Source organism: Candidatus Methylacidiphilales bacterium (assembly GCA_033875315.1).
GTDB lineage: Bacteria > Verrucomicrobiota > Verrucomicrobiia > Methylacidiphilales > CAZTYG01 > JANRJG01.
Genome location: JANRJG010000003.1, coordinates 149,260 through 171,904 on the forward strand (window position 1 = coordinate 149,260; position 22,645 = coordinate 171,904).

General features: G+C 57.4%; 15 protein-coding genes. 14 read left to right on the top strand and 1 reads right to left on the bottom strand.

Annotated features, from left to right (window positions below; translation table 11 throughout):
• The first annotated feature begins 15 nt into the window (after positions 1-15).
• The 10 genes from SFU85_00680 (at position 16) to SFU85_00725 (ending at position 15,135) form a co-directional block, all read left to right on the top strand.
• On the top strand, positions 16-1,542 hold the full coding sequence (locus SFU85_00680; protein ID MDX6765285.1) for an MFS transporter: 1,527 nt from the start codon (positions 16-18) through the stop codon (positions 1,540-1,542).
• A gap of 58 nt (positions 1,543-1,600) precedes the next feature.
• Positions 1,601-2,695 (top strand): glycoside hydrolase family 43 protein, encoded by a 1,095-nt coding sequence (locus SFU85_00685; GenBank protein ID MDX6765286.1) that lies wholly within the window; start codon positions 1,601-1,603, stop codon positions 2,693-2,695.
• Between the two features lie 28 nt (positions 2,696-2,723).
• Entirely contained in the window at positions 2,724-4,922 is a 2,199-nt protein-coding gene (gnpA, locus tag SFU85_00690; protein ID MDX6765287.1) for a 1,3-beta-galactosyl-N-acetylhexosamine phosphorylase, read from the top strand.
• Between the two features lie 12 nt (positions 4,923-4,934).
• Positions 4,935-5,975, top strand: coding sequence for a UDP-glucose--hexose-1-phosphate uridylyltransferase (locus SFU85_00695; GenBank protein ID MDX6765288.1), 1,041 nt, complete (start codon positions 4,935-4,937; stop codon positions 5,973-5,975).
• A gap of 18 nt (positions 5,976-5,993) precedes the next feature.
• Positions 5,994-6,971, top strand: a complete 978-nt coding sequence (galE, locus tag SFU85_00700) for a UDP-glucose 4-epimerase GalE (GenBank protein MDX6765289.1) — start codon at positions 5,994-5,996, stop codon at positions 6,969-6,971.
• A gap of 94 nt (positions 6,972-7,065) precedes the next feature.
• Positions 7,066-9,081: a beta-galactosidase gene (locus tag SFU85_00705; GenBank protein ID MDX6765290.1), complete on the top strand. Its 2,016-nt coding sequence runs from the start codon at positions 7,066-7,068 to the stop codon at positions 9,079-9,081.
• A gap of 104 nt (positions 9,082-9,185) precedes the next feature.
• Positions 9,186-10,697, top strand: coding sequence for a sialate O-acetylesterase (locus SFU85_00710; protein MDX6765291.1), 1,512 nt, complete (start codon positions 9,186-9,188; stop codon positions 10,695-10,697).
• Positions 10,698-10,701: 4 nt separating this feature from the next.
• Positions 10,702-12,324, top strand: coding sequence for a sialate O-acetylesterase (locus tag SFU85_00715; protein MDX6765292.1), 1,623 nt, complete (start codon positions 10,702-10,704; stop codon positions 12,322-12,324).
• Positions 12,321-13,694: a hypothetical protein gene (locus SFU85_00720; GenBank protein ID MDX6765293.1), complete on the top strand. Its 1,374-nt coding sequence runs from the start codon at positions 12,321-12,323 to the stop codon at positions 13,692-13,694. The genes SFU85_00715 and SFU85_00720 overlap by 4 nt, the downstream gene beginning before the upstream one ends.
• A 67-nt stretch (positions 13,695-13,761) precedes the next feature.
• Positions 13,762-15,135 (top strand): hypothetical protein, encoded by a 1,374-nt coding sequence (locus SFU85_00725; GenBank protein ID MDX6765294.1) that lies wholly within the window; start codon positions 13,762-13,764, stop codon positions 15,133-15,135.
• A gap of 458 nt (positions 15,136-15,593) precedes the next feature.
• Here SFU85_00725 and SFU85_00730 read toward each other — a convergent pair whose 3' ends face one another.
• Positions 15,594-15,938 carry a hypothetical protein gene (locus tag SFU85_00730; protein ID MDX6765295.1) on the bottom strand — a complete coding sequence of 115 codons (345 nt, stop codon included), beginning with the start codon at positions 15,936-15,938 and terminating at the stop codon, positions 15,594-15,596.
• A 28-nt stretch (positions 15,939-15,966) separates the two neighbouring features.
• On the opposite strand from SFU85_00730, the gene SFU85_00735 reads away from it, so the two are divergent.
• The 4 genes from SFU85_00735 (at position 15,967) to SFU85_00750 (ending at position 22,325) form a co-directional block, all read left to right on the top strand.
• Complete coding sequence (locus SFU85_00735) at positions 15,967-18,012, top strand: hypothetical protein (protein ID MDX6765296.1); 2,046 nt, start codon at positions 15,967-15,969, stop codon at positions 18,010-18,012.
• A gap of 243 nt (positions 18,013-18,255) precedes the next feature.
• Positions 18,256-18,849 carry a hypothetical protein gene (locus SFU85_00740; GenBank protein ID MDX6765297.1) on the top strand — a complete coding sequence of 198 codons (594 nt, stop codon included), beginning with the start codon at positions 18,256-18,258 and terminating at the stop codon, positions 18,847-18,849.
• Positions 18,850-18,876: 27 nt separating this feature from the next.
• A complete protein-coding gene (locus SFU85_00745) occupies positions 18,877-20,481 on the top strand; it encodes a glycoside hydrolase family 31 protein (GenBank protein MDX6765298.1) in 1,605 nt (534 codons plus the stop codon).
• On the top strand, positions 20,478-22,325 hold the full coding sequence (locus tag SFU85_00750; protein MDX6765299.1) for an alpha-L-fucosidase: 1,848 nt from the start codon (positions 20,478-20,480) through the stop codon (positions 22,323-22,325). The genes SFU85_00745 and SFU85_00750 overlap by 4 nt, the downstream gene beginning before the upstream one ends.
• The last annotated feature ends 320 nt before the right edge of the window (positions 22,326-22,645 follow it).

Below are 22,645 nucleotides of genomic sequence, written 5' to 3' on the forward strand. Positions count from 1 at the left end.
AGGAAATAGAATCCCATGCAAAAAGAAACCACCCCCCAATATCAAACGCTCTCCAAAAGCGGCAAGCTGAGCTTCCGCGAAAAATTCTCGGTGGGAACCGGCGGATTCACCGTATCGCTGGGAAACCAGAGCGTGCGGACAACCGGCCAAGCGGTCTTGAACATCATCTTGGGCATCAACGCATTCTGGGTGGGCATCGTGCTCGCCGTCCCCATGTTTTTGGAAGCCGTCATTGACCCGATCATGGGGAACATTACCGATAATTTTCGATCGAGGTATGGCCGTCGCCGGCCGTTTATTTTTGCAGGGGCGATCCTGATGGGACTGACCTTTGCCTCCATCTGGATGATTCCACTGGAGTGGAGTGACACTGGAAAACTCGTCTGGTTCCTCGTCACCAGCCTCCTGTTCTACGTGACTTACACCATCTTTTCCGTGCCTTTCATCGCCCTGACCTATGAGATGACACCGGACTACGAAGAACGCACAAACGTCCAGGGTTATGTCACGTTTTGGAACCGCCTGGGAGAAATGACCTACATGGGCCTTATTCCCCTTTCCGCGATGTTTATTGCCTGGAAATACGGCTATGCCGATTCCACCGACCTGACCAAGGCTGAAAAAATGGAAGGCATCCGCATTTCCGCGGCCATCTATGGCGGCATCGGCATGACGCTCTTCGGCATGCTTCCCGCGTTCTTCGGAAGGGAACGCAATTATGAAATCAACATCAAGGAACACCACGGAAAGAGGGACCCCTTCTGGCCCTCCGTCCGCCTGTGTCTTCATAACCGCGCTTTCACCATTCTTTGCACCATTGCCGTCTTCACCATCATTGCCGGCATGTTTGCCAGCAACATGGACTGGTATCTTCTGATCTATTATCTGTCGAACGGCGACGTGACGGTGGGAACCCAGTGGAAGCTGATTGTGACCGTGGGCTATGCATTGGTCGGCGTGCTCGGAATTCCTATGATCGTCTGGCTGACCGGGAAGATGACCAAGATCAGCGGCTTCATGTTCATCTATGGCATGATGATCCTCAACGCGGTCATCCGCTGGTTCGTTTACCATCCCGGACGCTTCGATACCGTGCTGGGTTGGTCGAGTTTAAAGGCCATCGGAGGCTCGCTCATGGCTATTTTCCAATCGCTGATTTGGCTGGACCCCCTGACCGGCGGGTTGTTCTGGATCGGCGTGGGTGTGCTCGGCCAATCGCTGATTGCCGATGTTTGCGACGATGACGAGATCAAGAATGGCCGCCGGCGGGAAGGCCTGTTTGGCGCCATTTACGGCTGGTCCATGAAGGCTTCTTTTGCCATCAGCTTTGTCATGATCGGTGTGTTTCTCAATGCCATCGGCTTCGACCCAGGGGCGGAATCGCAGAGCCCGCAGACCTATTTCAACATGCGTCTGGCCATGTGCCTGGGTGCGGCCTGCCCGGCCGTTTTGTGCTTCGTTCTCCTCAAATACTATCCACTGACCAAGGAAACCGCGGAGAAAAACCGCAGGGAACTTGAGCGCTTGCGGACGGGAAGCTGAGGTTTCATTCCACGGAAGTTCCCCACTATCATTCAAGAAAACGAAATCAGAAAAGAACATGAACCATTCACGCACTCAGTTTGAACCCGGAAAAATATGGTGCGACACCCACGGTGTTCCCATCAATGCCCACGGGGGCGGGTTGCTTTTCCACCAAGGCCTCTACTACTGGTTCGGTGAACATAAGATCGAGGGGGATGCGGGCAACCGGGCCATGGTGGGCGTGCACGCCTACTCCTCGGCCGACCTCTACAACTGGAATGACGAAGGCATCGTCCTCCCGGTCAGCACCGAGCCGGGCCATGACATCGAAGTCGGTTGTATTCTTGAGCGCCCCAAGGTGATCTTCAACGCCGCCACCGGGAAGTTCGTCATGTGGTTTCATCTGGAGAAGAAAGGTTGCGGCTATGACACCGCCAGCAGCGGGGTTGCGGTGGCCGACCGGCCCACCGGACCGTTCACCTACCTGCGCGCCTTTCGTCCCAATGCAGGAGTGTATCCGCGGAATGATGGACCCAGTCTCCACTCGCCGAGTTTGGTCGGCGGCATTTTCACCGGTGACCATCCACTGCCACGCCTGAACGTCGTCCAAAGCAACATCTTCGCCCGCGACCTGGCACAGGGCCAGATGGCGCGCGACATGACCCTTTTTGTGGACGACGACGGCAAGGCTTATCACATTTACTCGTCCGAGGAAAACAGCACCCTTCATCTATCGGAACTGGATGCGACTTACCAGGCCCCGGCCGGCAACTTCGTCCGCCTCTTCGAGGGACGCTATATGGAAGCCGCGGCGGTCTTCAAACGCGACGGATTTTACTACCTGATCGCCAGCGGTTGCACCGGTTGGGATCCCAACGCCGCGCGTTGCGCCATCGCTCAGAACATCATGGGACCCTGGCACGAGATGGACAATCCTTGCCTGGGGGTGAACCCGCAGAATGGTTTCGGCCCAGAGAAAACCTTCGGAGCGCAGAGCACCTACGTGCAGAAGGTGCACGGCCGCACCGATGCGTTCATCGCCCTGTTTGACATCTGGACCCCTGCCAACGCCATCGACGGTCGCTATGTGTGGCTTCCGGTTTCGTGGAAAGAAGACCGCGGCTTCTCGATCCAATGGCGCGACGCGTGGGATCTTTCCGTTTTTGAATAACAACCTCATAGCCAGTCAAAGACCCATTATGGCCGACAAAAAAAACGAACGCAAAGGCGGCTTCACTCTGCCTGCGCAGGCCGGCATGGACGAAGTGGTGTTGGACCTGGCCAGGCGATGGGGAGCCGATGCCATCCGCGATTCGGATGGAACCGTCCTTTCGGACTCGATCACCAACCTCGGGTATGAAATCTATTCAACTCTGTGCCTGATCCGGGCCGACCAGACTTGGAACAACGCACACCCAGAGGACCACCAACAGAAATATCTTTTTTCCACGCCGCAGGTGGCTCGCGACACCACCATCCAGATCGACATCCTCGCCCGGTATTCCCCGCAACAATACCGGATCGATGAAATCAATGACTGCAAAAAGTATTGGGAGGTGATCAACCGGACCACCGGCCAAGTCATTCCGGTCTCCAATTGGGAATATGCCAATGGCATCGTCACCGTTCGCCACTGCGCCAAGTGGAATGTTTACAGCGTCAACTTCCTCGTCTTCCAGATCTGGGAAACGACCTCGATGTACAACCACCTCACCAACAACTGGGGTGACAAACCGCACCAATCCGGGGTGGACCCCCGCAAGAAGGCGACGCGCGAGCACCTCGCCCGATTTCTTGATAAATGGCTCGAAACCCACCCCGGCACGGACTACGTGCGGTTCACCTCGATGGCCTACCAGTTCCCCATCATCACCAATCCCTCGCATGAGACGCTCTATCAGGATTGGTATGGCTACCTTGATTGCATGAGCGCCCAAGCGCTGGATGAATTCGAGGCGAAGAAGGGCTACCGTCTGCGTCCGAACGACATTGTCGACAACGGGTACTTTTGCTCCACCGACCGCGTGCCGAGCAGAGCTTATCTCGATTGGATCGAGTTCATCCACGAGTTCATGGTCGATTGGTCGAGGCAGTGCGTCCAACAGGTCCACAAGGCCGGTAAAAAGGCGGTGTTGTTCTACTGTGACCACTGGATCGGCACGGAACCCTACAAGCCGAAATTCCAGCAGATCGGCTTTGATGGCATCATCGGCCCCTGCATCAACGGCCGCGAAGTCCGCCGCATCGCCGATGTGCCGGGCGAGTTGGTCAAGGAGTTGCGCCTCTATCCCTATTTCTTTGCGGTCGACCTGCTCAACCGCCCAACTTTCCAAGAAGGCGGCAACCCGGTGGCGGATTGCAAGAAATACTGGATGTGGATCCGCCGGGCCATGCTGCGCAAACTGGTCCATCGCATCGGCTATGGCGGTTATCTGGACTTGGCGGTCAAATTCCCGGACTTCATCGACTACATCGAATACCAGACCAAGGAGTTTTACGGGATCTGCGAGCACTCCGATTTCACCCCGGTGGAGAACGCCCCGTTCAAGGTGGCGATCCTAAATGCCTGGGGACGGGATCGTTCCTGGGGTTACGACCAATCCTGGCCGGAGGGCGCGATCACGGAGTCGCTCTCGGGACAGCCTTTTGACCTAGTGTGGATCAACTTTGACGACATACGCAATGGCATTCCCGCGGATGTTGGCGTGATCATCAACCTCGGCCACGCGGGCACCTCATGGAGCGGGGGCGAGAATTGGAAGGACCCGCGCGTGGTCGCGGAAATACGCGCGTTTGTCGACCAAGGCGGCGGCTTCTTGGGAGTCCTTGATCCTACGGCGGCGGATAACGGCGGTGCTTTTTACCAGTTGTGGGATGTCCTCGGCGTGCAGAAAGAATACGGCCTCTCCAACGACACAAAAAAAGTGATCTCCACGGAGGAGAGGAAAGGGCATTTCATCTTGGCCGATTCCAACAGCGCCGCACCGGACCTGGGCAAGCATGTGCAGCGGATTTATCCCAGCGTGGAGACGGCATCCATTGTGGCCAAAGATCACGAGGGCAGCATCACCATTGCAGCTAACAATTACGGGAAGGGTCGCGGAGTGTACCTGGCCGGATTCAAGCTCGGTGCGGAACAAAGCCGCCTTCTGCAGCGTGCGATCTGGTTCGCCTCAGGCCGGGAGGACCAGATGACCCGGCGCTGGTTCTCCACCAACCCGCACACCGAAATCGCCGCCTACCCACAGACCCGGAAATACATCGTCATCAACAATGCCAACGATCCACAAACCACGGAGATCACCGACGGGGAAGGCCGGAAGCACACCGTTCAACTCGCGGCCAACGCTTCCCAATGGTTTGATTTCTCCGGGAACGCGATTCAACCGACAACTTAAGGCACGATGCCCATGACAACTTTTCAGTGGAACGAACATCCGCACCGGCGTTTCAATCCCTTGCGCGGAGAATGGATTCTGGTTTCCCCCCACCGCACCAAACGCCCCTGGCTGGGCCAGGTGGAAAAAGTTGCGCCGGACGAACGTCCGCAGCACGACCCGAAATGCTATCTGTGTCCCGGAAACAAGCGCTCGGGTGAACTGGTGAATCCCAGCTACGATTCCACCTTCGTCTTCGTGAATGACTTTTCGGCCTTGTTGCCCGATACACTCGGGGCCGGAAGTGCAACGGATGACCTCCTGCGTGCCGATCCGGTCAGGGGTGAGTGCCGTGTCATCTGCTTTTCCCCGCGACACGACCTCACGGTGGCCGAAATGAGCGCGCCGGACATCCGCAAGGTTGTTGATGTATGGGCGGAACAGACCGCCGAATTGGGCGGACGTTACCGCTGGGTCCAAGTGTTCGAGAACAAAGGTGCGGTGATGGGATGCTCCAACCCCCATCCGCACGGGCAAATATGGGCAGGCAACTTCCTGCCCAACGAAATCGCCATTGAGGACCGTGAACAGAAGAAATACCGGGACGAACGCGGCTCGGTTTTATTACTGGATTACGTCAAACGCGAGCTGGCAGATACGTCCCGTGTGGTCGTGAGCAACGATCACTGGGTCGCGGTGGTTCCCTATTGGGCGCTCTGGCCTTATGAAATCCTCCTGCTGCCGAAGCGCCACGTTCTCCGCCTGCCGGACCTGACGGATGCGGAACGCGCCAGCCTGGCCGAGGTGCTCCAGGCACTGCTCATCCGTTATGACAACCTGTTCGAGACGTCATTTCCCTACTCGATGGGCTGGCACGGCGCACCCAATGAAGCAGGGGATAAGGGACACTGGCAGTTGCACGCGCACTTCTATCCACCCCTGCTGCGCTCGGCCACGGTCAAGAAATTCATGGTCGGATACGAAATGCTCGCTGAAGCCCAGCGTGACCTGACCGCTGAACAGGCGGCCCAGCGTTTACGCGACCTTCCTCCCATCCATTACCGGCACAAATAATCTATCCAGAGGAATCTCATGAAAGTATTGGTCACAGGCGGGGCGGGATATGTCGGCAGCACGGCCACGGCGGAACTCATCCAAGCCGGTCACGATGTCGTGGTGTTCGACAACTTGAGCCAGGGCCACCGGTCGTCGGTCCATCCGAAGGCGGCGTTCGTGCATGGCGATCTGGCCAACATCGGCGCCGTGGAACAGGTCTTCGCGGAACACCGCCCGGAGGCGGTGATGCACTTTGCCGCCCGCAGTCTGGTGGGCGAATCCATGCACAAGCCATTCCTGTATCTCGGCGAGAACATCACCAACGCGCTCAACCTCCTGCAAGTGACGGCTGACCGGGGGGTGAAGCGTTTCATCTTCTCCTCCACGGCCAATCTGTTCGACAACCCGGCCAAAATCCCGATCGATGAATCGGCCCAGATCATTCCGGGAAGCCCCTACGGGGAATCCAAATTCATCATCGAGCGCATGCTCTACTGGCTGGAGAAGACCCACGACCTCCATTACGCGTGCCTGCGCTATTTCAATGCCGCCGGTGGCACACCCGAACGCGGCGAGGATCACGACCCCGAAACGCACTTGATACCCATCATCCTCCAGGTCGCGCTCGGACAGCGCACACATGTCACGGTCTTCGGCAACGATTACGCCACGCCCGATGGAACCTGTGTGCGCGATTACGTCCATGTGGCGGACCTCGCACAGGCCCATATCCTTGCGCTGGAGGCACTGGATTCGGGCAGCCGGATTTACAACCTGGGCAATGGTTTGGGATTCTCGGTCAAGGCCGTCATTGATGCCGCGCGAGCCATCACTGGACACCCGATTCCCGTGCAAATGGGCCAGCGTCGCCCGGGAGATGTGGCGACTTTGGTTGCCGGCAGCGACAAAATCCGGCGCGAGCTGGGCTGGACACCGCGCTATGCCGATTTGAACACGATTGTCCGGAGCGCCTGGGACTGGCACCGCACTCATCCCCATGGTTATGAGGATTGACCCCGTGCGACAAGGGTCGCTTCTTGGCAGGAGAAGCCGCCCCTGGCTGGCCGCTCTCCTTTTCGCGCTGCCGGGTGTGGGGACTGTTCTTGCCGTGGAGCCAGGGGTTAAGACCGATGTCCGAGTGTCCGGCGACGCCACCCGGACGGGGGATTCCGCAGGATGGACGTCCCTCCGCCTTGACAAGCCCTCGGGCCTAGCCCAGGTGGCTTTTTTTTACCAGAAGGGACCGGGCGCACTGAATCTGTCTGCCTTCCGCGATGTGGCGGTGCAGGTGAAAAATGACGCCGACGCGGAAGTGGACGTGCTGGTCAACGCCACGAGCAATCCGGATGCCGCCTGGCTGGAAAGCACCAGTGGACGCTTTTTGGTTCATCCGGGCGAGACGGGCAACCTCACCACCCTGATGACACGGGCAGCTCTGCCGGGGGAACATCCCTTTGTGAAGCAGTTGGGGAACCTGTACGCCTTTCCCTGGGGGCACCAGGGTCATTGGCGCCACATGGATACTTCTGCCATTGTCCGGGTGACCCTGCGACTCAAGTGGAGCCTGGCCAGCGTCGGCCGCACGCTGCAGATCGGCCACCCGGGTGGACATGGATTCTACAGTACGGATTCCGCATTGCTCCAGACTCTGGAACTGCCTTTGGTCGACCCGTTCGGCCAGCTCCGTGAGGGTGATTGGCCTGATAAACTAAAGGATCGCGCCGAATTCCATAAGGATGGGAAAAAGGATTTGGAACTGATCTCGAAAGTGACCCGGGTGGACGGGGGACGGAGCCGGTTCGGCGGAATGGCCGACGGACCCAAGTTGAAGGCTACGGGTTTTTTCCGCGTGGAGAAGCTCAACGGCAAGTGGTGGTTCGTGGATCCGGAGGGGAATCTCTTTTGGTCGCACGGCGTCAACTGTGTCGGTGGCTCGGATGCCACCAAAGTGGCGGGCAGGGAGAGCCTTTTTTCGGAGGGAGACCGCAGCCAGCCCTCGATGAATTTTTATGCGAAGAATCTTAAGCTGAAGTTTGGCGAAGAACACTGGAAGGAGCGGCTGGCGGAACTTTCACTGGCACGCATGTTCGACTGGGGCTTGAACACGGTGGGGGCTTGGTCGATGTCTGAACTCTCGGATAGCCAGCGGATTCCGTACACCCTCATCGTCCATGCGTATCTGCAGCAGTTGGGCAATACCCGGAAGATTGCCGACCCCTTCTCGGACGGGTTCCAAAACTCTTTGGACAAGAGCCTACAGGGGCTGGCGGCCAAGCATGCAAAAAGCCCCTGGCTTCTGGGAGTGTATATCGAGAATGAACTCGATTGGAAATACGGCCATGAGCTCGTCAACGACATCATCGGCAGCTACGAGTCGGCCCCGGCACGGGTTGCGCTGGTGAAGTTTTTGCAGGAACGCCATGGCGGCATCGCCGGACTGAACCAGGCCTGGGATACCCAGTTCAAGAGCTTTAAGGAACTCCAACCCGCGCCCGGTCCTATGGGCAAGAAAACCTGCTCCAAGGACCTCGATGATTTTATGGACTTATTTGCCGACCGCTACTTTGCGGTCAGCAGGGCGGCGATGCGGAAACACCTCCCCAACCATTTATTCTTGGGCAGCCGTTTCCATATCTTCAACCCCCACGTAACAGCGGCGGCCTCGCGGCACTGCGATGTGATCAGCGTGAACATCTACCAACACAGCTTCCATGAATTCAATATGGAAACCAGCCAGGACCGGCCGTGGATCATCAGTGAATTTCACTTCGGCACACCGGATCACGGAGTGTGGGGGGTGGGGCTGACTTGGGCGGCCGATGCGAGGAACCAGGCCGATCTGTATCAGGCATACGTCTCAGATGCCCTGCGCCATCCGAACTTTGTGGGCACCCATTGGTTTGCCTGGACGAGCCAGCCCGTGACTGGAAGGGGCGACGGAGAGAATTTTGGCATGGGCATGGTCAGCTTGGTGGACCGACCTTTGGAAAAGTTGGTCCGGGCGGTGCAAAAAGTTTCGCGTGAACTCTACACCTACCGTCTGAACGGCCTGGAGAGCCGGATCGGAGAGGTCCGGGAAAAACCGGCGGCCGCCGGTCAAGTTTCACCAGTTACATCCCCCTGATCATGAATAAGCCTATCCACCCACACATGTCTTCGGCAAGTTTGATCCGACTTCACCCAAAAAAGGTTTGGCTCGTTTGGTCTCTGGCCGTCCTGACTTTCCCCTTGCAGGCATTGGAACTGCCAAAGGTTTTTTCCGACCGCATGGTTTTGCAGCAGGGTCAGCCACTGCCGGTTTGGGGGCGGGCCGAGGCCGGGGCCACCGTCACGGTCAAATTCGGGCAGCAATCCGTGAATGCCGTGGCCGAGGCCGGGGGGAATTGGATGGCCACTCTGGCCCCCGAGACGGCCAGCGCCACACCCGCCACCCTGACGGTCCGCAGTGGGGACAAGGAACTCTCTTTCGATGATGTCCTCGTTGGCGAAGTCTGGCTCTGCTCTGGCCAGTCCAACATGGAATGGTCAGTAAATGGCGCGCTGAATGGGGATATCATTCCGTTGAGCGGAGGGAATCCACAGCTGCGCTTCTATCATGTTGAACGGCACGTTTCCGTCGCACCCCGTTTCTCCGCCAACGCCACATGGACCGCAGCCCAATCGGATACCATTCCCTCCTTCAGTGCAGTGGCATACCACTTCGGGTCGACGCTTCAGCCCGCCGTTGGAGTTCCGGTCGGTTTGATCGCCGCGTCGTGGGGAGGAACACCGGCTATTTCATGGACCCGGCCATCCGCCTTCGACAAGCACCCACTGTTGGCGGAACAAGCTGCCGAGTGGGAGGCTGGAATAAAAACCTATCCAGAGCGCAAAACACAGTTTGAGGCCAAAATGGCCGATTGGAAAAAGGCCAAGGGGCTCCCGCCGGATGCAAGAGTAACCAACGATCGCTATCCCGATGCGCCCTGGCCCCCTGCACATGATCCCGAAAGCTCCAAACGGCCCGGTGTTTTGGCCAACGGCATGTTGGCTTCAGTGGCTCCTTTTGCCATCCGCGGCGCCATCTGGTACCAGGGAGAAGCTGACGCAGGTTGGGAACCGGATCGGTATGATGAACGCCTTGCCGTGATGGTGAACGACTGGCGTGTCTGGTGGAATAATCCCCAACTCGCGTTCGGAGTCGTGCAATTGGCCGGATTCAAAGCACCGTCGGAGACACCCACGGACGACCCCTGGTCCAGGCTCCGCGAGAGCCAGCGCCGCTTTGTCCGCAAGGATTCCCATGCCGGGCTGGCAGTGGCCATAGATATTGGGGAAGCCAATGATATTCACCCATTTGACAAACAGACGGTTGGGCAAAGGCTGGCCCGCTGGGCGTTGGCGGATGTTTACCAGAAGATCAAGCTCCGGGGGGGACCGGAGCCGGTTGACGTCACTTTTGATGACTTCGTGCGTATCCGCTTTGAATCAGTGGGGGGGGGGCTTTGGATTTTGAATGGAGGGGATCTGCAAGGCTTCACACTTGCTGGCGCGGATGGTGTTTTTCATGTGGCCAGAGCAGAAATCAAGGGGAAGGATACCGTGGAGGTTAGAAGCCCTTCTGTTCCCGTTCCACAAACCGTCCGTTATGCCTGGGCCGCCAATCCACGCGGAGCCAACCTCAGCAACAAGCAACGCTTGCCCGCCGGTCCCTTTGAGCTCAAACAAACAAATGCCACCCCCATTCCTGCAAGGGAGTAATTCTATGACTTTTTTCAAACGCCGATTCGGAAAACAACATGCTCCCGAAGCTGTTCGTTCTTCTTTTTTGTTGCCGAGGATTTTTTTCATTGCCTTGACCACCTGGGCTCTCCCATTGCGGGCGCTGGAGGTGCCGACGATATTTTCGGATCATATGGTTTTGCAGCAGGGGCAGCCCTTGCCGGTCTGGGGTCGGGCCGAGGCCGGAGCCAGGATTTCTGTCGTCTTTGGAAAACAATCACTGGAGACAGTAGCGGATGGTCAGGGGAAATGGCTGGTCACACTGGCACCCGAGACAGCCAGTGCGATACCAGCAACCCTGCAAGTTCGATGCGGCGACAAGGAGGTCATCCTCAAGGATATTTTGGTTGGGGAGGTCTGGCTGTGCTCTGGACAATCAAATATGCAACATACGGTCGGAGAAGCCCTCAACGCCGATATCACTCCGATCGTAGCACAAAATCCGTTGATACGTTTGTATCAAGTCGATCGGGTTGCCTCAACGACACCCCGTTTTTCCGCGAACACGACGTGGACCCCCACCGAATATAAGACCGTATCGAGCTTTAGTGCCGCCGGCATACACTTTGCCTCGGTTGTGCAGCCGACTCTGGGTGTGCCCGTCGGCCTGATTGGGGCTTCCTGGGGGGCCACTCCTGCGATAGCATGGACCCGGCCCTCGGTGCTCGATAAGCATCCGCTCTTTCTGGAGAATTTGGCCGAATGGGAAAAGGGCATGAAAGCATTTCCTGAGCGCTATGCGGCCTATCTGGTGAAATGTGCCGAATGGAACAAGTCCAAGGGTCTGCCCGAGGATGCCCCAGTGAACCACTGGAGCACACCGGGAGCTCCCAAGCCGCCTCCTTACGATCCCAATGGATCGAATCGAGCAGGAAACCTCGCCAACGGAATGCTCTCGACCGTCGCTCCTTTTGCCATGCGCGGGGTCATTTGGTATCAGGGTGAAAACGACACCAATTGGGTCCCGGAAAAATACCACGAGCGTCTTGCCCTGATGGTCAACGATTGGCGGGTTTGGTGGAACAATCCAGAACTTGCCTTTGGGGTGGTGCAGTTGGCCGCATGGAAACAGCCGGGTGAAAACAGTGATGGAGACTGGCCTCGTTTGCGCGAAAGTCAGCGTCAATTCGTTCTTGCTGATCCGCACGCGGGATTGGCTGTAGCCATTGATGTAGGTGAGGCCAACAACATCCACCCGTTTGACAAACAGACTGTTGGGCAAAGGCTGGCCCGCTGGGCGTTGGCGGATGTTTACCGGAAGATCAAGCTCCGGGGGGGGCCGGAGCCGGTCGAGGCCACATTTGAAAAGTCAGTGATCATTCGTTTTGAGTCTGTGGGCGGCGGTCTCTGGGTTTTTAATGGCGGGGAACTGACGGGATTCACTGTGGCTGGCTCGGACGGGGTCTTCCATGAGGCCAAGGCTGAAATCAAAGGCCAGAACACCGTCGAGGTCAGCAGCCCCGATGTGCCTTCACCAGTCACCGTCCGCTATGCATGGGCGCACAATCCCCGCGGCGCCAACCTCAGCAACAAACAACGCCTTCCGGCCGGACCCTTTGAGATGAGCAGGCCACCAACCCCCAATCATACCAACTCAATACCATGAAAATACCACCTTGTTCAACCCTGATAGGCCTCTTCTTCCTGAACGGCCTCCTCTTTGCCCAATCTTTCAAAATATCCGAAGGCCTGTCCGAGACCGACCGCAGGCGTTTTCAACGGTTTGAGACCTTTCAAATCAAAGGCGTGTGCGGGGATGCCGACCTCGACCGCCTGGCCGGGCTTGGCGTGAACACGGTGAGGGGTTACTCCATCAAAGATCCCGAGGATGTACGGAAAAAACTCGATCACGCCCATCGCTTGGGGATGAAAATGGTGGTGAGCGAATGGATGCCCCACCAAGGCGAAAACAAAGACAAGAAAGGCGGGGTGTGGAGTTTTGACTACCACGCCAAGGGGGACCAGATGGTGTCCAATCTGGTCAAAAAAGTGGAGGCAATCGGCGACCATCCGGCCCTCCTCATGTGGGGGCTGGGCAACGAAGTCCACCTCGACGAGCCCTATCTGCGCGTGGCCAACCGGATGTCGTTGGAAATCCACAAACGATTCCCACACCACCTCACCAGCCTGACCATGGTCAACGCCAAGCCGGAAGGGATCGAAGCGGTCAAGAAGTTCGCCCCGGACATCGATGTCCTGGGCATCCAGAGCTACAGCCGCGGGGCGGTTTATGGCTCGATCAAGAAGACGGAGGAACTCTGGGGAAAACCCTTCTACATGTCCGAGTTCAACACCAACGGGCCATGGAATTTCGGCAAGACGCCCTGGGGCGTTGAGAACGACGAGCCGGTGACTAAGAAGGTCAGCGATTTGAAAGCCTGTTACGCTTCGATCGATGCGTCCCCGCTCTGCCTGGGTTCGACCATTTTTGTTTGGGGTCATGCCCTGCCCTACCGGCCCACTTATTTCAGTCTCCTGCTCGATCCAGATCCCAATGGACAGGGAGACAAGGAATCATTCGATCACTTGATGATGACCCCGCAGGCCGATGTCATGACCGAGCACTTCACCGGCCGACCGCCCAAGGGCAACCGCGCGCCGGTGCTTTCCAAGCTTGAGTTCGAGGGCGGCACCAATTACCGGTTCGCCAACCCCGGGGAGCCGATGAATGTCACTTTTTCCGCCCAAGATCCCGACGGAGACACCATCACGTTTGTCACTTGGATTCTCGATTCCACCGAGCGCAGAACCACCCGTGTGGCCGGTCCGTTTCCGCAAGCATCGCCCGGTCATGCCGTCATCCCGGCTCCCTCTGTGAACGGTGAATACCTGCTCATGGTCTATGCCATTGACCAAAAGGGAGGCGCCTCTGCCAGCACCATCGCCTTCAAAGTGCCCACCCCGGTGGTCGAAACCCCGGTACCCGCTCCAACCGTTCCAACTCCCATGCCCGTGGTCCCCACGGTCAAACCCTGAGTCTTGCCCTGATCTTTCCATCCGATCCGATCATCCCAACCCAGCATCCCATGCATCCCCGCTACTTATGAAAGCCACCACCCCACTCACTTTTTTGACCCTGCTCCTCCTGGCCACTTCGGCCTTTTCCTACTCATTCGTCCTTCCTGAGGGCATGACCGAAGTGGAACGCCAGCGCTTCGGGCGTTTCAAGAGTTTCCAGATCAAGGGGGTTTGCAACGAAGACGACCTCCCTCGACTGGCCCGACTCGGTGTCAACACCGTCCGCGGATACACCATCGGTGAACCCAAGGAGATGAAGGAGAGACTGGATCGCGCCCATGCCCTGGGCCTCAAGGTGATTGTCAGCGAGTGGATGCCCCACCACGGAGAAAACAAAAACAAGGAAGGTCATAAGTGGGACTTCGACTATACTGCCAACGGCGATAAAATGGTCGCAAGTCTGATGCATAGGATTGTCGGCTTCGGCGACCATCCTGCCATCCTCATGTGGGGTCTAGGCAATGAAGTTCACTTGAACGAGCCTTATCTGCGCGTGGCCAACCGCATGTCCTTGGAAATCCACAAACGATTCCCGAATCACCTCACCAGTCTGACCATGATCAATGCAAAACCGGAGGATATTGAAAAGATCAAGAAATTCGCGCCAGACATCGATGTGCTCGGCATCCAATGCTACAGTCGGGGGGCCGTGCGTGGTGGGATCAAGAATGCGGAAACACATTGGGGCAAGCCCTTCTACATGTCCGAGTTCAACACCAACGGGCCTTGGAATTTCAAGAATACCCCCTGGGGCTCTCCTTTGGATGAACCGGTCAGCCGCAAGGTCAACGACCTGAAGGATTGCTACAACGCCATAGATGAGTCCCCCCTCTGTCTGGGATCGACGATTTTTGTTTGGGGACACTATGCCGTGGACGATCGTCCGACTTATTTCAGCCTCCTGTTGCATGACAATCCGAAGGGCCTGCAGGATGGTGAGACATTCGATCGATTGCTGATGACCCCCCAGGCCGATGTGATGACGGAACGTTTTACCGGGAAAGCCATCGCCGGCAACCGCGCCCCCGTCATCACCAAACTGGAGTTTGATGGAGGTGCCGGGTCCAAGGTGGCGCAACCCGGCGAGTCCATGACGATAAGATTTGCCGCGGAAGACTCGAATGCCGACACGGTGACATTCGTCAGCTGGATTTTGAAAGCCAAAACCAAAAAGACGACGCCACTTGCCGGCCCCTTGGCCCAAGCCTCGGCATCTCACGCTGTCATCCAAGCCCCGACCGCTCCGGGCGAATACCTGGTCATGGTCTATGCCATGGATAAGAAGGGGGGGACCTCGGCCACTGTGCTGCCCTTTATGGTTCCAGACCCGGCTGCAGCAGCCAGCTCCTCGGCCAATACCACCGCGACAAAGGCTGCCACACCACCCCCCGAAGCCTAATGACAAGGGGACTAGGGATCTTCACCCGGGCGATCGGCCCTCCGGTTTTGAGGTTCTAGATCACCTAATTTAGGTGATTGGGTATGAGCGGATCAACGCAGTTTACCGCAAAGGACGTGAAGAGTAATAAGCAGAAGCTTTTGGTATTGAGGGCTTTATGAATCAATACAATTTCGTTGTCGTTTGATTTAGATTCACCGGTGGGTGGATCGAAAATTGGTTTATACCAAATCACTTTGACTGGGCGACGGGTTCTTCGGGAGGGCGATCCGCCTGAGGCGGTTTGATGTCACTATTCCAAGGGCGACTCAGCCCCGAAGGCTTACCGGGGAGCCAGGAGCTTCGCCCTCCCGTAGGGCACTTTTACGCCCACTCAATTCAATTTGGTATTATAAGCTGGCACATTAAGGAGAGCTATATGCCGGTCCTTTGGGTATCACCAGCCCCGCTTTCTGAGCTCAGAAAGGTGCATCCAGACACTCTACGCCCTTGACGTCAACGAGAGCAGACAATAATCTGACAAAAAGAACGTTATTACTATCTACGATATTTAAGAACACCTCCAAAATGAAGACTTTTCCATCCCCATCACGTTCACGCTCACGTTCATTCAGCGTTGCGTCCATTACGACCTTGGTTCTTGCTTTTGCACCCTGCATCCAAGCGGCCACTTTCACTTGGCTCGGTGCGAACGGAACCTCTCCGACCTGGGGCGCCGCAGGCAACTTCAACCCTGCACCTACTTTTAACAATACATCTGACCTTGATTTTACCACGAGCAACGTTACGAATTTCAATACCATCCTGGGGGCCAACCGCATCATACGGTCTATGACTTTTGGTGCGGATGTGGACAGCGCTTTCAGTGTCGGCCTTTACCAGACCACTAACACGACAGCACAAAGTCTCACCTTCGACACTGACGCTCCGGGTGGGAATGCCTCGATTACGGTCGCGAGCGGTTCTACTGCCAATATCACGATTGGCACCGTCACAACTGCGACAGCCGGCTCTCCCATCCTGAACGACAATCTGCTTGTCGATCATAACGGCTCCGGCGTTCTACTCTTCAATCGCCCCTTTCAGGCGGCGGCTTTGAGCATTACTAAGACAGGAACCGGCACGATGCAGTCAAACAACAACAACCTTCTCACCGGCAATTTAACGGTCTCTGGAGGCACGTTCATTGCCAATACCTTCGGTGACGGTCTCGATGCGCGTAATTTTAGCAACATCAACCTGAATGGAGGCACGTTCCAAGCCAACACCGTCAGTGGCGGCGGCAATAAATACTATTTCAACCAAGTCAATGTGACCGCTGACAGCACATTCTCCTATGCCTGCCTTTCAGGCAACAATACATTTAGCCTGACAAACAATGGCACCATCCCCAGCACTCTTGATATCGCCACCAACACCAATCTTAGACTGCAGAACGTATCCAGCAATACAACGACGATCAATGCATTCAACATCTCCCGCTCTGTCTCGGGTTCGGGCAATTTAACGATCACAACCTACAACAACATCACTTCGATATCTGACAACTTCGGGCTCGGGCGTATCTTAATCAGCGGCGACAATTCCGCTTGGAATGGCAATCTCACGATTGACCGGGGAACTGTCAGCCTCGGCGGAAACACGGTGAACGCTGCCGGCACCGGTGTCATCACCATCGGAACGGTGGCGGATGCTTTTGGCGCCGGTTTGACCTTCTTTCCCACCGGGACCGGTGGTTCAACGGTTACTTATCCAAACAATATCGTTGTCACCCCCGGCGGCTTCCGCGCGATCAAGGGCGGTAGCACCAATCACAACGTGACGTTCACAGGCAATGTCACCCTGAACGGGAATCTGACCGTGGACCATTCTTGGACGACAGCCGACCGACGGACCACTCTCAGCGGCAACATCTCAGGTAGCGGAGGACTGATCGTCACCCGGGCGGGTGGCAGCCTCGAAACCACGCTGCGCATGGCGGGTGTGAATACCTATCTGGGCAACACCACCGTGACGAACACGGCCTCACTGGCACTGGCCAGCACCTGTTCCCTCGCCTCCAGTGTCGACGTCCAGCCGGGTGGACGCATTGGCGGCCCGGGAACGATCGCTGGCAACCTGACTCTGACGAGTAATTCCACCAGCAACGCCACTTTCTTCTTCTACGCAGTGGGCCTGAACGCCACCACCTATGTTCCGATGACCGTGAACGGCGCGGTGACCCTGGGTGGAAACTTTTCCGTGGCCAACATCGTCGGCGGCAGCCGGGGCGAAGTGGTGGATTGGGCCAACACACCCGATGGCACCTACACCCTGATCACCTCCACGCCAAGCAACCTCAACTATATTCAAAACTTCGGTTATGCCAACTACGCGACCATCGCGGTCTCGCCTGTGCGATACGCTTATTTTCAGGGCACCACCGGCTTGCAACTGGTGGTTTCTTCAACTGTGCCCGTTGCGCCCGATCCCTACGCATCCTGGGCGGGTAACGCAACTTTCACGGCGGACGCCAACAACGACGGCGTGAGCAACGGGGTCGCCTGGTTCCTGGGTGCGGCCAACGTCAATGAGACTGCCAATGCTTACTTCCAATTGAACAACGTAAATGCCGGCGCGTTGGTGGTGGCCTTTGACTGCCTGAGTGGGGCGGAGCGTGGAAGTTCCGTCTTCTCCGTACAATACGGCGGCAATATCAGCACGCTCGCCAGCGGAAATCAAACTGAAGTGCCCGGCACGGTCGGAACCTTCACTGCCGGGGTCGTGGATTATGAAGTGACTCCCGGGCCAGGTGGTCTCCTCCATGTGGTCGCTACCATCCCTTCTTCGGAAGCGGTCGCCAGCAAGCTCTTTGGCCGCATAGTTGGCCAGCAGTGAGCTTTGGCAAACCGGTCGTTCCGTGTTTTCTACAAGGGGAGCGGACATTTACAATGTCCGCTCCCTTTTTCATGCCATGCTTTTGCATAAGCCCAAGTGAATTGTGTGGGCGACAAAGGGTCTCATGGGAGGGCGAAGCTCCTGCTGAGCCGCCCTTGCGGGACAGATCTCAAACCGGCTTGGCAGGAGCCTCGCCCTCCCGCCCATCGTGTCACTCAGTCAATTGAATTTGGTATGAATCCTATGCAACGAATATCCCTCACCACGCTGTTCTTGTCAGTGGTATCCGTTTTGCCGGTCCACGCCGCCATTCCGAAACCCGTCACACCGGCTTGGACCGGGGTCGCCCCGGGGGTGTGGAAAACCACCGTGGGCCGGGCGGATCCGCTCACTCTGCTCGGTGCTGCAGGCGGCACACCAGCCCGTTTATGGCTCGGACGGATGCCCAAGGCGGCCTTCCCAATCGACCCGGCCGAAATCGAAGGACGCAACTTCAACGCCAGAACGGCCGTCCGGTTCCCGCTCGGCAGCAACGAGGATATTTACGGACTCGGCGTGGATTTTTCCTCCATGCGCCGCAACGGCGGGGTGTTTGAACTGCAAGTGGACCATTGGGACAGCCAGCGCGCCATCACCGGCCGCACGCACGCCCCCGTCCCTCTCTATGTCTCGACCAAGGGCTTCGCCGTTCTCTTCGACACTGCCCGCTACCTCAAAGTGACCATTGGCCACGGTGTCCGCTTGGCCGCCAAGGAAAAACCTCCCTTCATTGACCGCACAACGAACCAAATCATGCCCACCCGGCCAGGTGAGGCCCCTGTCAAGGCCACTTGGTAAGCCCAACCCCGTTCCGACTCGATTCAGGTGCTGGCGGACTCCCCCGGCATGGACGTCTATGTCTTCGCCGGTCCCAGCCCGCTGGATGCCGTCCGCCGCTACAATCTCTTCTCCGGCGGCGGCGCCCTTCCACCCAAGTGGGGTCTTGGGTTCATGAATCGTGTCCGCACCAACTACACCGCCGACCAAGTGCTGGCTGATATTGCGGAGTTCCAAAAACACGGCATCCCACTCGACATGATCGGTCTCGAACCGGGCTGGATGAATCATACCTATCCATGCTCATTCGAGTGGGACAAGACCCGCTTCACCGATCCCAAGGCATTCCTGGACAAGCTCGCCGCGGCCGGAGTCCGCGCCAACCTCTGGTTCAATCCCTGCATCGGTCCCCCTTCGACTCCACTCTACCAAAAGATGCTGCCCTACGCCGGCACGCATCTGGTCTGGAATGGCCTCGTGCCCGATTACTCCCTGCCCGTGGCGCAACAGATTTTTGCCGGTCACCTCAAGCGCGAGGTACTCGACTTGAACCCCGCCGCCATCGGGGGATTCAAAATCGACGAGGTGGACGGCTTCGACCAATACCTCTGGCCCGACACCAACCTCTTCCCCTCGGGCCGTGACGGCGGGCAACTCCGCCAAACGTACGGCCTTCTCCTGCAAAAGACCGTTTTCGCTGTTTTTCATCAGGCCAACCGCCGCACCATGGGACAGGTGCGTGGCAGCAATGCGGGAGCCGCGCCTTATCCCTTTGTCATTTACAACGACAATTATGAGTTCAACGGTTATATCAACGCCGTCGTCAACAGTGCTTTCGCCGGCGTGCTCTGGTCGCCGGAAGTCCGTGGCAGCAAAAACGGCGAGGATACGCTCCGTCGCACCCAGGCCGTCTGCTTCTCCCCGCTCGCCCTCTACAACGGCTGGGCTTCGGACGAGAAACTCTGGTCTCACGCTGAGGTCAAGGATCCTATCCGCAACGCCATCGTGCTACGCGTACGCCTGCTGCCCTATTTATACAACACCTTCGCCCAGTATCACTACGAGGGCACGCCGCCCATCCGCCCCATGCAGCTCGTCGCTGGCATCACCGCCGAAGCACCCACGACCCAGGTCGGCAAGCTCGACGCCACGGCCAACCCCTACGAAGTCCTGCCCCCTGCCCGCGAGGTAAAAGATCAGTATATGCTTGGCGACTCGCTCCTCGTCGCCCCGATCCCGCCGGGTGTGAAGACCCGTAAGCTCCTCCTTCCCGCCGGAAAATGGTATGATTTCTACATTGGCAAGTTGGCAGGCGCTAACGAGACTATCGAGGTGACACCTCCGCTCGCCACCAAGCCGGTCTTCGTCAAAGACGGGTCCCTCATTCCCATGATCGAGACCCGCCTCAAGTCGCCCGCCGCGGGTGAGACCGTCGCCCTTGAAGTCCGCCATTACGGCGAGGCTCCCGGACGACTGAATCTCTACGACGACGACGGCGAAATCTTCGACTACGAGAAGGGTGATTTCTGCTGGACCGGTCTGGCCTTCGCCAAGGATGCCGCCGGGAAGTGGGTCGGTTCTGTCACCCCCGACACCAGCGGAAAAAAGTGGAGTTACGGCGAAGTGAAATGGAACTTCATGGGCAGGCCATGAAACTTGCGAAAAGTTCAACCCCGGTCCTTGGGATCATTGTTGTCTTACTGACACTCCACTCCAATCTCCAAGCCATGTGGTCCGTTTTGGAAGATGATCCCCGCCCAAGAAATCCGAAGCATGCTTTCGAAGTCTTCTCGAAGGATGCGTGGAACCGGAGCAACTTCGCCACCCCGCAGGAAATGCAGTGGTTCCGCGATGCCAAATACGGGATGTTCGTCCACTTCGGGCTCTCCACCTACAAGAACGCCGAATTGAGCTGGGGCGTCTGCCAAGTCCGCAAGGCCCCGGACAAGGGGGCGGGCCCTTACCCGGCCTCCGAATGGACCACTTGGAAGGATGAATTCCGCATACCAGAGTTCGACGCCAAACAACTGGTCCAGCACGCCCAGGATGCGGGCATGAAATACATCGTGGTCATCGCCAAACACCACGACGGCTTCCACATGTGGGATACGAAGCAGTCTGGCTTCAAGGTGACAAACACGCCTTACGGAAAAGATTTTTTGAAGGAAGTGGCCGATGCCTGTCACCAGGCCGGGATGAAGTTCGGCATCTACTACTCCCAGCGCGACTGGCTCCACCCCGACTACGAACCCACCAATTGGAGGGGCGAAAAGCACCAGCGCTACATCAGGTACCAGAACGAGGCCGTGCGTGAATTGTGCACGAATTATGGCAAAGTCGACGTTTTCTGGTTCGATGCCCTGACCTGGGGCGACATGTTCATCCCGGAGATGTGGGACGCCGAAAACCTCACCCGCATGATCCGGAAACTACAGCCGGGCATCCTCATCAACAACCGCGCCAGCTTGCCGGGCGATTTTGATACGCCGGAGCAAAAGATCGGCAGTTTCCAGAACCATCGCCCATGGGAAAGTTGCATGTGCCTATGTGGCACGTGGTCTTACAGCAAAACGCCGACCAAGTCCCCCAAACAACTGGTCGACATGCTGGTCTCCAGCCTCTGTGGCGATGGCAATATGCTGCTCAGTTGGGGCCCGCAATGGAGCGGGGCCTTCGCCCCGGATCAGATCGCCTCGCTCACCGCTGTGGGCGATTGGGTGAAAAAGAACGCCCTCGCCATCTACGGCACCCGTGGCGGGCCTTGGACCCCAGATAAATGGGGCGGCAGCGTCTACCGGGATAAGTCCGTTTTTCTCCACGTCAAAAGCTTGCCGCCGGGGAACGTTCTGAAACTGGCGGGCCTTGCGTCCAAAGTCCTCAAAGCCGGGATTCACGGCGGTGCCGATGTGGTTTTCAAACAGAGTGGGGACCAACTGGAAATCGCCCTGCCGGATGGAAGCATCGATCCACTCTGCACGGTGATTGAACTGACCTTGGACAAACCCAATCCTGGCATCCTTTACCCTGAAAAACGAAAATCCCTTTTCGAAGCCACCGAATACGGAGATGTGATTTCCGACAAAGCCACCCTCCAGATCAGTTCCGCCTCCCAGTGGGATAAAGAAGCCAATCATCCGCTATTGTTCACCGGCAGCTTGTCCGGGGATCAGTTCGCCTTTCACACGCAGGAAGAAACCAATCCCCGTGCCATCATCGACCTCGGGAAAGAGCATTCCATCCGTGGCATCCTCATCCACAACCGTGAGGGATATCCCACGCGGAATACAGGCGTGATGGTTTCTATGTCTCTCGACGGGCAGACATGGGAGCCGGTTTGGACCGCCTCAGATACTTCGGACATCTGGGAGATCCCCGTGACCCGTTTCGTTGCCGGTGCTCACATCCCCGGGAAAGACGCCCGCTACGTGAAAATCGAGCGTCGTCTGGAAAAACCCGACGCCCTCCACCTCCAGACCGTCAGGATCTACGGGAACTAGAGCCGTTCCGGTTTAGGGCGTTTTGCATTTGACCAGCTGATCGTTCTCATACCAAATTAAAATGACTGAGCGACAGAATAAACGGGAGGGCGAGGCTCCTGGCTCCTCCGTAAGCCTTCGGGGCTGAGCCGCCCTTGGAATAGAGACATCAAACCGGCTCGGCAGGAGCCTCGCCCTCCCGTAAGGGACTTTTAGGCCCACTCAATTCAATTTGGTATCATACTCTTTCTCATTCTCGTGCTCTTTGAATGAGAGAGAACGAGCACGAGAGCAAGTAAGAGTAAGGAGTGGAAACCACTGCCAATTAAACGCGATGCGCT